The following is a 12,533-nucleotide window of genomic DNA, read 5'->3' as shown; positions in this document are numbered from 1 at the left end:
CGCCGGGTCCGGTCAGTAGCGGAAGGCGACCGTCCGCTTTCTGTCCGGGCATGGCAGGCTTGGGGCGGAAAGTGATCGGTTTCGACCCCGGAGCGTAACCCCGTGGATCAGCTCGCCCTGCTGTTCGTGCTTTTGCTGGGGGCGGTGGTCACGGTCCCCCTGGGTGACCGGCTGGGCCTGCCCTCGCCGGTGCTGATGACCCTGGCCGGCGGTGTCCTCGCGCTCCTGCCATTCGTTCCGAACGTCGACATTCCGCCGGAGTACATCCTTCCGCTGGTGCTGCCGCCGCTGCTCTACGCGGCGGTCCAGCGCACCTCCTGGCGCCAGTTCACGGCGAACATCCGCCCGATCTTCCTGCTGGCCGTCGCGCTGGTCTTCGCCACCACCGCGGCGGTCGCGGCGGTCGCCCAGGCCGTGGTGCCGGGGATGCCGCTGGCCGCCGCCGTGGTGCTCGGCGCGCTGGTCGCCCCGCCCGACCCGGTCGCCGCGACCGCGGTCGCCGGCAAGCTGGGGCTGCCCCGCCGCATGGTCTCCATCCTGGAGGGCGAGGGCCTCTTCAACGACGTCACCGCGATCGTCCTCTACCACGTCGCCCTCGCCGCGGCCGTCAGCGGCACCTTCTCCGCGCCGGGAGCCGTCAGCTCGCTGGTGCTCTCCGCCGTCGTCGCCCTCGCCGTCGGCCTGGTCATCGGCTGGGTCGCCAACAAGCTGATGGGCATACTCGGCGACCCGACGCTCCAGATCGGCCTGACGCTGCTGGTCCCGTTCGTCGGCTACGTGCTCGCCGAGGAGTTCCACGGCTCCGGGGTGCTGGCCGTGCTGACCTGCGCGCTCTTCCTCGCCGAGTACGCGGTCGACGCCGACGACGTGATGGGCCGGCTGGCCGGCTACACCTTCTGGGAGATCGTCGACACCCTCGTCACCGGTGTCGCCTTCGGGCTGATCGGCCTGGAGCTGCACAACGTCGTCAGCGCCGCCTCCGGCCACTGGACCGAGCTGCTGCGGGCCGGCGCCGCCGTCGTCGCGGTGGTCGTCGTCGTCCGGTTGCTGTGGCTGCTGCCCGCCGCCTGGCTGGCGAAGCGGATGCACAAGCGCCGCGACTACGACGAGGACATCCCGACGTCCTGGCGCGAGACGATCATCATGTGGTGGTCCGGGATGCGCGGGGTGGCGTCGGTGGCGCTGGCGCTGGCCATCCCGTACACCGTCGACGACGGCGGGGACTTCCCGGCGCGTGAGGAGATCCTCTTCATCGCCTTCGCGGTGGTGCTCACCACCCTCATCGTGCAGGGCCTGACGCTGCCGTGGCTGGTGCGCAAGCTGCGGGTGAAGGCCGACACGGAGGCCGAGGAGGAGCTGGAGCGGGCGCTGGCGCTCCGCGTCATCAAGGCGTCCAAGCACCGCCTCAAGGAGATCCTGGAGGTCGAGGAGCTGCCCGAGGAGGTCAGCGACCAGCTGGCCCGCCGGGCGTACGACATCGGGGCGCGGATTGCGCCGGACATCGTCGACGACGACCGGCGCGAGCACTTCGAGAAGCGCATCACCCGGATGAAGAAGGTGCAGCGCATCCAGAACGAGATGCTCTCGGCCGCGCGCCACGAGGTGCTCGCCGCCCGCAACGAGCCGGGTGCCGACCCGGAGATCGTCGACCGGGTGCTGCGCCAGCTCGACATGCGCAGCCTGCGCAGCACGCCGGAGGTCCACGACTGATCACCGCGGGGCCCGGCCCGGGCGACGGGCCGGGCCCCGCGCGGTCAGCGCTCCTCGGGGGTGTGCTGCCGGACCAGCTCCGCGGGCCGGCCGGCGGGGGCCGCCGCGGTGGTGACCCGGGGCAGCGCGTACGGGTGCTCGGCCGCCAGCCACGTGACCAGCCGTTCGCGGACCCGGCAGCGCACCTGCCACAGGGCGTCCGAGTCGCGGGCGGTGACCAGCGCGCGGACCACCAGCGTCGACGGCGTGGTGTCCGTCACCAGCAGGCTCCAGGCGCGGCCGTCCCACTCCGGGCACTCCTGGAGGATCTGGTGCAGCTGCTCGCGCATCTTCTCCAGCGGCGCGGTGTGGTCGAGGTGGAGGAAGACCGTGCCGGTCAGCTGGGCGCCGCCGCGCGACCAGTTCTCGAACGGCGTGCCGGTGAAGTACGACACCGGCATGGTGATCCGCCGCTCGTCCCAGGTCCGCACGGTCAGGAAGGTCAGGGTGATCTCCTCGATCGTGCCCATCTCGCCGCCCACCACGACCGTGTCGCCGATGCGGACCATGTCGCCGAAGGCGATCTGCAGCCCGGCGAAGAGGTTGCCCAGCGTGGACTGGGCGGCGACACCGGCGACGATGCCCAGCAGCCCGGCCGAGGCCAGGACGGAGGTGCCGACCGCCCGCATCGCCGGGAAGGTCAGCAGCATCGCCGCGGCCGCCACGATGATCACGATCGCGCTGACCACCCGCTGGATCAGCGTGATCTGCGTCCGCACCCGCCGCACCCGCGCCGCGTCGTGCGCGTTGGCGGCGTAGCGCGAGTACGACGACTGGACGATGGCCGCCGCGGCGCGCACCGTCAGCCACGCCGACGCGGCGATCAGCACCAGGGTCAGCGCCCGGCCGATGCCCACCGAGTGGTCGCGCACCAGGTCGAGTCCGGTCGCGTCGTACGACCCGCGCAGCAGCGCCGCGCAGAGCAGCACCTGCAGCGGGATCCGGCAGCGCCGCAGCGCTTCCCACAGCGGGGTCTCCGGGTGGGCGGCGTCGATCCGGCGCAGTACGCGGTCGGCGAGCCAGCCCAGGACGGCCGTGACGACGACCGAACCGCCGATGACGCTCAGCGGGCGCAGGACGTCCTCCAGGGACACGTCGCGATTCCTCCTCGGCTCGGGGTGCCCGTCAGCCGCACCCGGTGGTCGGCGTACGGCATCAGGGCACGGTACGGCACCCGGCGCGGGGCGGCTGTGACGGGGGCCGCGGCTCGGCCTGGCAGGATGGGAGGCTGCCGTCCGACTCAGGGAAGTGAAGAGATGCCGCCCACCACCGAGCCCGCGACCAGCGGTTCCTCGACGATCGTGCTGTTCCATTCGGTGTGCGGGCTGCGCCCTGCGGTGCATGCGGCAGCCGACCGGCTGCGGGCCGCGGGCCATGAGGTGATCGTCCCGGATCTGTTCGAGGGGCGGACCGCGGACTCCGTCGGTGACGGCATGGAGATCAAGGAGGAGATCGGCAAGGAGACGCTGCTGCGGCGCGCGGTCACGGCGGCGGCGCCGTACTCCGACTGCGGGCTGATCTACGCCGGTTTCTCCTTCGGCGGCGCGGTCGCGCAGAATCTGGCGCTCGCCGACGAGAAGGCCCGCGGGCTGCTGCTGATGCACGGCACCTCGGACATCGCCGAGGACACCGACGCCCACGACCTGCCGGTCCAGCTGCACGTCGCGGACCCGGACCCGTTCGAGCCGCACGACTGGCTGACCGCCTGGTACCTCCAGATGCAGCGGGCCGGCGCCGACGTCGAGATCTACCGCTACCCGGGCGCCGGCCACCTCTTCACCGACCCGGAGCTGTCCGAGCACGACGAGGACGCCGCGGAGAGCGCCTGGCGGACGGCGCTGGGGTTCCTGGAAACCCTCTGAGCCGGTGGGCCCGACGGGGTGCGGCGCCGGGCCGGCGCCCGGTCCCGGCGCGGTGACCGGCCCCGGCGCGCGGGTGCGTGACCCCGGCGTGCGGGGCGCATCGCCGCGCCCCGCACACCGCCCGGCTCAGCGCACCGGCGCGTCGCTCCGCTCCACCCGCTGGGTGCCCGAGCGCGTCCGGTAGGAGCGCACCAGCGTGCTGGTGGCCGCCGGGTCCCGCTTGTCGGAGACCGCGAAGTAGTCCATCTGCGTCCGCTCCGCGTCGACGTCGAGGACGCCGTAGCCGTGCGCGTCCATGTCCAGCCACTTCACATGGCGGTTGGCGGCGCGGACGGCGGCCGCCGCGGGCAGCGAGAGGGTGCCCGGGGCGACGTGCAGGATGTCGTCGAGGTTGTCCGAGGTGACGGAGGTGACCACGAACTCCGTCGCCACCGGCGCGGTCGCCGGGTACGTCGCCGCCTTCACCGGGACGTCGTTGGCCCACGCCATGTGGATGTCACCGGTCAGGAAGACGGTGTTGCCGATCCCGCGGTCGCTGAGGTGACCGAGCAGCTCCCGGCGGTCGTCGGTGTAGCCGTCCCACTGGTCGGTGTTGACGGCGATGCCCTCCTTGGGCAGGCCGAGGAGTTCGGCGAGCGGCTCCAGCAGATGCGCGGGCACGGAGCCGAACGCCACCTGCGAGATCATCACCGAGGTGCCGACCAGCCGCCACGCGGTGTCCGAGCGCTCCAGACCCGCCTTGAGCCAGTCCAGCTGGGCCCGCCCGGTGATCGTGCGGCCCGGGTCGTCGACGGCGCCGCTGCCCGGCTTTGCCTGCTCGTCGCGGAACGACCGCAGATCCAGCAGATGCAGATCGGCGAGGGTGCCGAAGCGCAGCCGGCGGTAGGTGGTCCCGGCGGTCGACGGGCGGACCGGCATCCACTCGAAGTACGCCTGCTTGGCCGCCGCCATCCGCCGTGCCCAGGAACCCTCGGTGTCCGGCTGGTGGTTGACCGCCCCGCCCGACCAGGCGTTGTCGGCGAACTCGTGGTCGTCCCACATCGCGATCACCGGATGCGCGGCGTGCATCGCCGCGGCGTCCGGGTCGGCCTTGTGGACGCCGTGCCGGACGCGGTAGTCGGCGAGCGTGCGGAGTTCGTGGGCGGGTGAGTGCGGCCGGACGACCTCCTTGAACTCCGGGTACTCGCCGGACTTGTACTCGTAGAGGTAGTCGCCGAGGTGCAGCACCGCGTCCAGGTCCGCGCGGGCCGCGAGGTGGCGGTAGGCCGAGAAGTAGCCGGACTCCCAGTTGGCGCAGGAGACCACGCCGAAGCGGACGTGGCCGGCGGCCGCGTCGTGCGCCGGGGCGGTCCGGGTGCGGCCGACCGGGGAGGTCCGGCCGCCCGCGGTGAAGCGGTAGAAGTACGCGGTGGCCGGGCGCAGTCCGCGGACGTCGGCCTTGACGGTGTGGTCGGCGGTCGCGGCGGTCCGTACCGTGCCGTGCGCCACGACCTGCGCGAAGCGGCGGTCGGTGGCCACCTCCCACACCACGTCGGTGGCCGCGCCCCGGCCCGAGCCGGGGACCGCGTCCGGGTCGGGCGTGACCCGGGTCCACAGCAGGACGCCGTCGGGCAGCGGGTCACCGGACGCGACGCCGTGCAGGAACTCCGGCGGACCGGCCGCCGCGCCCTTTGCGGGGGACGCGGCGGGAGACGGCGACGCGGCGGAGGCGGGGGCGGCCGCGGCGAGCGGCAGCAGGGCGGCGGTGGCGGCCGCGGCCGTCACGGCGGTGCGGCGCGAGAGCTGGTCATGATCGGTCACGGCCGCTCACCCTACTGGCCGGTATGGGCGGCGGGGACCCTCCGGACACACCGGAATCGGAAATTCTTTCGCCCGCCGCCCGGCGGACACCTATCGCGCCCGCTCAGCCCGCGCTCGGGTCCTTCTCGCCCTTGGCGATACCGGGCGCACCGTCCGGGGCACCGTCCTTGCCGGCGCTCGGGTCCTTCTCGCCCTTGGCGATGCCGGGTGCGCCGCCGTCCTTGCCGCTGGGGTCCTTCTCGCCCTTCGCGACGCCGGGTCCGGCCTCCGCCGGGCCGAACTCCTTGTCGATCATCTTCTTGAAGTTGGCGTCGGCGAGCTGGTTGTACTGCTCCCGCGTCATCTGCTGCTGCGGCACCGGCGGCAGCACCAGCTTCTTGTCGCCGTGCAGGAAGGTCGGGGTGCCCTTGACGCCCTTGCGGCCGAACTGCGCGGTCATGTCCATCGCCCAGCGGTCGTAGGTGCCCTTCTTGACCGCCTGCTCGAAGCCCTTGTTGTGCGCCAGCTCCGGCACCTCGGACGCGATCTTGAGGAGGACGGAGTCCTTGGCGAACGCGTCGTCCTGCTCCTCGGGGTGGTTCTTCAGCGAGTAGAGCGCCGACTTGTACTTGAGGAACGCCTCCGGGCCGACGTTCAGCGCCGCGCCGAGCGCGCTGAGCGCGTTCTTGGACCCCTCGCCGCCCTGGGCGCCGTCGAGGAAGGTGTAGATCGTGAAGCGGACCTTGTAGCGGCCGTTCTCGACGTCCTTGATCAGGGAGGCGCCGGAGGACTGCTCGAACGAGGCGCACATCGGGCAGCGCAGGTCCTCGAAGACCTCCAGCGTCTCCTTGGCGCTCTTGTCCCCGATGAGGATCTCGGTGCCGTTCTTCCCCTGGGTGTGCGCCGGAGCGACCGGCTTGGCCTCCTTGGCCGCCTCCCACCCGGTCGGCTCGGTCGCCTTCACCACGGCGAATCCGGCGCCGCCCGCGACGACCAGAACGCCCGCCACGACGGCGGCGACGGTCAGCTGGCGGCGTATCCGGTCCTTCTTCTTCTGCCGCTCCCGCTCGGCGCGGATCCGCTCACGGGCGGCCGACGGGGCCTTCTGGCTGGTGCCGTTGCTCATCTGTGTCCCGATCCCTCGGTGCTGCGGCTGGCAGTTGCGTCGATGGCGTACGCACCGGGCGGCGGCGGGCCGCGGTGCGGCAGGCAGCGGATCAGGAGGAGCGTGGGGGGCATGCCGGGAGTCTGCCATGTCCACGGCAGACTCCCGGGTCAAGATTTGGCATCGGGCGACGGGCGCGGGCCCGCCGCCCGGCGCCCTACTTCACGCCCTCGTCGACGAGGCGGTTGAAGTCGTCCGGGGTGGACGGGGCGACCTTGTTCGGGCCGCTCTGGATACCGATCTCCTTGCCGTCGAGCTTGACCGTCGGGGTGTTGTTGACGTCCTTGTGCGAGTTGAACTCGACGGACATCTCCAGCGCCCAGCGGTCGAAGACGCCCGACTTCACGGACTTCTCGAAGTCCTTGTTGCCCTTCAGCGCGGGCACGGTGTCGGCGACCTCGATCAGGTAGTTGTCGTCGGCGAACTTGTCCGGACCGGTCTCCTCCGGGTGGTACTCCTTCGAGTACAGGGCTTCCTTGTACTTGAGGAAGGCGTCCGGGCTGACGTTCAGCGCCGAGCCCAGCGCGCTCAGCGCGTTCTTGGAGCCGGTGCCCCGGAGGTTGTTGTCCAGGAAGGTCGCCAGGTGGAAGTGGGCCTTGTACTTGCCGTCCTTGATGTCCTTCTGGACGATCTCGCCGACGTTCTGCTCGAAGTTGGCGCAGCCGGGGCAGCGCGGGTCCTCGAACAGCTCCAGGGTGTGCTTGGCGTCCGCCTTGCCGATGACGAGGGTGGTGCCCTTGTCGCCGGTGGTGTTCGCGGGCTTGACCAGCTTGGCCTTGGCCGCCTTGGCCCATGCCTTGTCGGCGCCGGCCATGTCGTTCACGGTGGCGCCGGAGCCGCCGTCGCCGCCGGACTTGGCGACCATGACGCCGATGCCGCCGGCGATCGCCAGCACCGCGACGATCGCGCCGCCGACGGTCAGCTGCCGCCGCAGCTTGTCCTTCTTCGCCTGCCGCTCACGCTCGGCACGCAGCCGCTCGCGCGCCGCCTGCTTGTTGGCCTGGTTGTTCCGGTTGCTCATGAGGTGTCTCCGGGGAAATTCCGTGGGAAGGGTGCGATGCGTCCAGGCGCGTACGCACCCGGGGGAGGGGTACGCGCGGTGTGGCTGCGGCCCGGGGAAAGGGCTCAGGCAGCGAGCACGCAGGGCGGTCCACGGCGGACGACGGAGTGCACCAGCAGCGGCGGGCGGGGCGCGGGCGGACCGTCGGCGGCGCGGCGGGCGGCCGGGCGCTCCGGGGCGGGCACCCGTACGGCCATCGCGACGGCGGCCAGCAGCGGCCGGAACGCGAAGTGGGCGACCGCGCCGAGCAGCTGCGCCAAGGCGGCCTCGCCGCGGCGCAGCCAGGCGGCGGCCACCAGCCCGACCAGCAGATGGGCGAGGAGCAGCAGCCAGCCGGCCCCGGCGGGGAAGGCGAGCAGCGGCCCGGCGCCGTGGCCGGAGAACCGGGCCAGCGGCGTGCCGACGTCCCCGCCGCCGCAGAGCAGATCGATGCCCAGGGTGTGCAGCGGACCGGTCACCGGGCCGCCGGAGAGGCCGTAGCAGGCGTGCTGGCCGAAGCTGAAGACCGCGTCGGCGGCCAGCTCCAGCGGCAGCAGCAGGGCGGCGATCCGCCCGAAGCCGCGCTCGCGTCCGGCCAGTGCGTAGGCGAGGCCGAAGACCGCGGCCGAGACGACGGCGACGGTGGTCAGCGGCAGCGGCATCCGGGTCAGCAGCACATGGGACGCCGCGGACAGCGTCACGCACAGCGCTGTGAAAAGCGCCGCACGCACCGCCCGCAGGTGTGCCGCCGAGATGTCCATTGCCAGCGAGTGTGCCATGAACCCGCTCGGGTGTTCCCCGAGGGTGCCGGGGAGGGCGCCGTCGCCGGCGTCCCCGGACGGGTCCGCGCGGGCTGCGGGCGGCGTCCGGGCCGGTCCGGAGGCCGGGCGGCGGCCGCCGGGAGCGGCGCGGGGGGGCCGTCGCGCGGGCCGTGCGCCGTTCGTCCGCCCGGGGTGCGGAAGGGTGGCGGAGGCTCGCGTTCCGGGTCGCGGCGGAGCCTCGTTGTCGGTGCCGGGTCGTAGACTTCGAAGCTGCCCACACCATCCGCGGTGCGGCGCCCCGGGCGCCGTCCGTCCCCTCGCCGTGCCCTCGTCCGCCGCCCATCTCCGGAGGTCTTCCGCCGTGGCCAAGCCGCCCTTCACGCACCTGCACGTCCACACCCAGTACTCGCTGCTGGACGGTGCCGCGCGGCTCAAGGACATGTTCGCCGCGTGCAACGAGATGGGCATGACGCACATCGCCATGTCCGACCACGGCAACCTCCACGGCGCGTACGACTTCTTCCACTCCGCCCAGAAGGCCGGGGTCACCCCGATCATCGGGATCGAGGCGTATGTCGCCCCCGAGTCGCGGCGGCTCAAGCGCAAGGTCCAGTGGGGCCAGCCGCACCAGAAGCGCGACGACGTCTCCGGTTCCGGTGGTTACACCCACAAGACCATCTGGGCGGCGAACAAGACCGGACTGCACAACCTCTTCCGCCTCTCCTCGGACGCCTACGCCGAGGGCTGGCTCCAGAAGTGGCCGCGGATGGACAAGGAGACCATCGCCCAGTGGTCCGAGGGCCTGATCGCCTCCACCGGCTGCCCCTCCGGCGAGCTGCAGACCCGCCTGCGCCTGGGCCAGTACGACGAGGCGAGGAAGGCCGCCGGCGAGTACCAGGACATCTTCGGCAAGGACCGGTACTTCCTGGAGCTGATGGACCACGGCATCGACATCGAGCGCCGGGTCCGCGAGGACCTCCTCAAGATCGGCAAGGAGCTGGGCATCCCGCCGCTGGTCACCAACGACTCGCACTACACCTACGCGCACGAGGCCACCGCCCACGACGCGCTGCTGTGCATCCAGACCGGCAAGAACCTCTCCGACCCCGACCGCTTCCGCTTCGACGGCACCGGCTACTACCTCAAGTCCACCGACGAGATGTACGCCATCGACTCCTCGGACGCCTGGCAGGAGGGCTGCCGCAACACCCTCCTGGTCGCCGAGCAGATCAACACCGACGGCATGTTCGAGAAGCGCGACCTCATGCCGAAGTTCGACATCCCCGAGGGATACACCGAGGTCACCTGGTTCCAGGAGGAGGTCCGGCGCGGCATGGCCCGCCGCTTCCCCGCGGGCGTCCCCGACGACCGCCAGAAGCAGGCGGAGTACGAGATGGACATCATCATCCAGATGGGGTTCCCGGGGTACTTCCTCGTCGTCGCCGACTTCATCATGTGGGCGAAGAACAACGGCATCGCGGTGGGCCCGGGCCGTGGCTCCGCGGCCGGTTCGATCGTCGCGTACGCCATGGGCATCACCGACCTCGACCCGATCGAGCACGGCCTGATCTTCGAGCGGTTCCTCAACCCCGAGCGCGTCTCCATGCCCGACGTCGACATCGACTTCGACGAGCGCAGGCGCGTCGAGGTCATCCGGTACGTCACGGAGAAGTACGGCGCCGACAAGGTGGCCATGATCGGCACCTACGGCAAGATCAAGGCGAAGAACGCCATCAAGGACTCCGCCCGCGTCCTCGGCTACCCCTACGCGATGGGCGACCGCCTCACCAAGGCCATGCCCGCCGACGTCCTCGGCAAGGGCATCGACCTCTCCGGCATCACTGACCCCAAGCACCCCCGCTACAGCGAGGCGGGCGAGATCCGCTCGATGTACGAGAACGAGCCGGACGTCAAGAAGGTCATCGACACCGCCAAGGGCGTCGAGGGTCTGGTCCGGCAGATGGGTGTGCACGCGGCGGGCGTGATCATGTCCAGCGAGCCGATCGTCGACCACGCCCCGGTCTGGGTGCGCCACACCGACGGCGTCACCATCACCCAGTGGGACTACCCCCAGTGCGAGTCGCTGGGCCTGCTGAAGATGGACTTCCTGGGCCTGCGCAACCTCACCATCATGGACGACGCCGTCAAGATGGTGGAGGCCAACAAGGGCATCAAGCTGGACCTCCTGGAGATCCCGCTGGACGACCCCAAGACGTACGAACTCCTCTGCCGCGGTGACACGCTCGGCGTCTTCCAGTTCGACGGCGGTCCGATGCGGTCGCTGCTGCGCCAGATGCAGCCCGACAACTTCGAGGACATTTCCGCCGTCTCGGCCCTGTACCGCCCGGGCCCGATGGGCATGAACTCCCACACCAACTACGCCGAGCGCAAGAACGGCCGCCAGGAGATCACCCCGATCCACCCGGAGCTGGAGGAGCCGCTCAAGGAGGTCCTGGGCCTGACCTACGGCCTCATCGTCTACCAGGAGCAGGTCCAGAAGGCCGCCCAGATCGTCGCCGGCTACTCGCTCGGCGAGGCCGACATCCTCCGCCGCGTCATGGGCAAGAAGAAGCCCGAGGAGCTGGAGAAGAACTTCGTCCTCTTCCAGGCGGGCGCCAAGAAGAACGGCTTCAGCGACCAGGCGATCCAGGCGCTGTGGGACGTCCTGGTCCCGTTCGCCGGCTACGCCTTCAACAAGGCGCACTCCTCCGCGTACGGCCTGGTCACCTACTGGACGGCGTACCTCAAGGCCAACTACCCGGCCGAGTACATGTCCGCGCTGCTCACCTCGGTGCGCGACGACAAGGACAAGTCCGCGGTCTATCTGAACGAGTGCCGCCGCATGGGCATCAAGGTGCTCCCGCCGAACGTCAACGAATCGCTGGCCAACTTCGCGGCGCAGGGCGACGACGTGATCCTCTTCGGCCTCACCGCGGTCCGCAACGTCGGCCAGAACGTCGTCGATTCGATCATCCGCTGCCGCAAGGCCAAGGGGAAATACGCCTCGTTCCCCGACTACCTCGACAAGGTCGACGCGGTCGTCTGCAACAAGCGCACCACCGAGTCGCTGATCAAGGCGGGCGCGTTCGACGAGATGGGGCACACCCGCAAGGGCCTCATCGCGCAGTACGAGCCGATGATCGACAACGTCGTCCAGGTCAAGCGCAAGGAGGCCGAGGGGCAGTTCGACCTCTTCGGCGGCATGGGGGACGACGGCGGCGACGACGGCCCCGGTTTCGGCCTCGACGTCGAGTTCTCCGACATCGAGTGGGACAAGACGTACCTCCTCGCCCAGGAGCGGGAGATGCTCGGCCTGTACGTCTCCGACCACCCGCTGTTCGGCCTCGAACACGTCCTGTCGGACAAGGCGGACGCCGCGATCGCCCAGCTGACCGGCGGCGACTACTCCGACGGCTCGATCGTCACCATCGGCGGCATCATCTCGGGCCTCCAGCGGAAGATGACCAAGCAGGGCAACGCCTGGGCCATCGCCACCGTCGAGGACCTCGCAGGCTCGCTGGACTGCATGTTCTTCCCCGCCACCTACCAGCTGGTCTCCACCCAGCTCGTCGAGGACGCGGTGGTCTTCGTCAAGGGCCGCCTCGACAAGCGCGAGGACGTGCCGCGGCTGGTCGCCATGGAGATGATGGTCCCCGACCTCTCGGAGGCGGGCGCCAACGCCCCGGTGACGATCACCATCCCGACGCTGAAGGTCACCCCGCCGCTGGTCGAGAAGCTCGGCGAGGTGCTGACCAGCCACCGCGGCTCCACCGAGGTGCGGATCAAGCTCCAGGGCACCCGCAAGACCACGGTCCTCCGCCTCGACCGGCACCGCGTCACGCCCGACCCGTCGCTCTTCGGCGACCTGAAGGTGCTGCTCGGCCCGTCCTGCCTGGCCGGCTGAGCAGGCCGGACCCCGAAGGGGCGCGCCCGGTGCGGGCGCGCCCCTCAACTTCTGTGCGGCGGGCTTCCGTTACGGCGCCGCCGGCGGCACGGGCCGGGTCAGTTGTGCCCGAAGCGCCGCTGGTGCTTGCGCGCGACGTCCGCCGGGCTGCCCTGCGCCGACTGCTGCGGCTGCCGGATCGCCTCGATCGTCGACTTCTGCGATTCCTCGCGGCCCTGCTGGGCCGGGCCGCTCCGCTGCTGCTTACTTCGGTCCTTCTTGTGCTTGGCCATGA

9 protein-coding genes are annotated in these 12,533 nt (G+C 71.1%); 3 read left to right on the top strand and 6 right to left on the bottom strand.

The annotated features are described in order from the left end of the window. Positions 1–102 precede the first annotated feature (102 nt). Positions 103–1,710 carry a Na+/H+ antiporter gene (locus ABT345_RS01145; RefSeq protein ID WP_345083211.1) on the top strand — a complete coding sequence of 536 codons (1,608 nt, stop codon included), beginning with the start codon at positions 103–105 and terminating at the stop codon, positions 1,708–1,710. A 44-nt stretch (positions 1,711–1,754) separates the two neighbouring features. Here the strand turns inward: ABT345_RS01145 and ABT345_RS01140 are convergent, their stop codons facing one another. Next, positions 1,755–2,837 carry a mechanosensitive ion channel family protein gene (locus ABT345_RS01140; protein ID WP_345085034.1) on the bottom strand — a complete coding sequence of 361 codons (1,083 nt, stop codon included), beginning with the start codon at positions 2,835–2,837 and terminating at the stop codon, positions 1,755–1,757. A gap of 168 nt (positions 2,838–3,005) precedes the next feature. Here ABT345_RS01140 and ABT345_RS01135 point away from each other — a divergent pair, with 168 nt between their 5' ends. Then, positions 3,006–3,611: a dienelactone hydrolase family protein gene (locus tag ABT345_RS01135; protein WP_345083208.1), complete on the top strand. Its 606-nt coding sequence runs from the start codon at positions 3,006–3,008 to the stop codon at positions 3,609–3,611. 126 nt (positions 3,612–3,737) lie between these two features. Here ABT345_RS01135 and ABT345_RS01130 read toward each other — a convergent pair whose 3' ends face one another. The 4 genes from ABT345_RS01130 to ABT345_RS01115 all read right to left on the bottom strand — a co-directional run bounded on the left by ABT345_RS01130 (position 3,738) and on the right by ABT345_RS01115 (position 8,355). Continuing rightward, entirely contained in the window at positions 3,738–5,411 is a 1,674-nt protein-coding gene (locus tag ABT345_RS01130) for an alkaline phosphatase D family protein (protein WP_345083205.1), read from the bottom strand. Positions 5,412–5,514: 103 nt separating this feature from the next. Next, the gene (locus tag ABT345_RS01125) at positions 5,515–6,516 is read right to left on the bottom strand and encodes a thioredoxin domain-containing protein (RefSeq protein ID WP_345083203.1); all 1,002 of its coding nucleotides are present in this window, start codon (positions 6,514–6,516) and stop codon (positions 5,515–5,517) included. A 196-nt stretch (positions 6,517–6,712) separates the two neighbouring features. Further along, on the bottom strand, positions 6,713–7,576 hold the full coding sequence (locus ABT345_RS01120; RefSeq protein WP_345083200.1) for a thioredoxin domain-containing protein: 864 nt from the start codon (positions 7,574–7,576) through the stop codon (positions 6,713–6,715). 104 nt (positions 7,577–7,680) lie between these two features. Continuing rightward, positions 7,681–8,355 carry a hypothetical protein gene (locus ABT345_RS01115; RefSeq protein ID WP_345083197.1) on the bottom strand — a complete coding sequence of 225 codons (675 nt, stop codon included), beginning with the start codon at positions 8,353–8,355 and terminating at the stop codon, positions 7,681–7,683. Positions 8,356–8,716: 361 nt separating this feature from the next. On the opposite strand from ABT345_RS01115, the gene dnaE reads away from it, so the two are divergent. Then, on the top strand, positions 8,717–12,259 hold the full coding sequence (gene dnaE / locus ABT345_RS01110) for a DNA polymerase III subunit alpha (protein ID WP_345083194.1): 3,543 nt from the start codon (positions 8,717–8,719) through the stop codon (positions 12,257–12,259). A 98-nt stretch (positions 12,260–12,357) separates the two neighbouring features. On the opposite strand, the gene ABT345_RS01105 is transcribed toward dnaE, so the two are convergent. Next, entirely contained in the window at positions 12,358–12,531 is a 174-nt protein-coding gene (locus ABT345_RS01105) for a hypothetical protein (protein WP_345083192.1), read from the bottom strand. Positions 12,532–12,533 lie beyond the last annotated feature (2 nt).

Origin of the sequence: Streptomyces sp. NPDC000404 (genome assembly GCF_040300365.1) — a bacterium.
Taxonomy (GTDB): domain Bacteria; phylum Actinomycetota; class Actinomycetes; order Streptomycetales; family Streptomycetaceae; genus Streptomyces; species Streptomyces ramulosus.
This window is presented reverse-complemented; position numbering and strand designations above follow the sequence as displayed.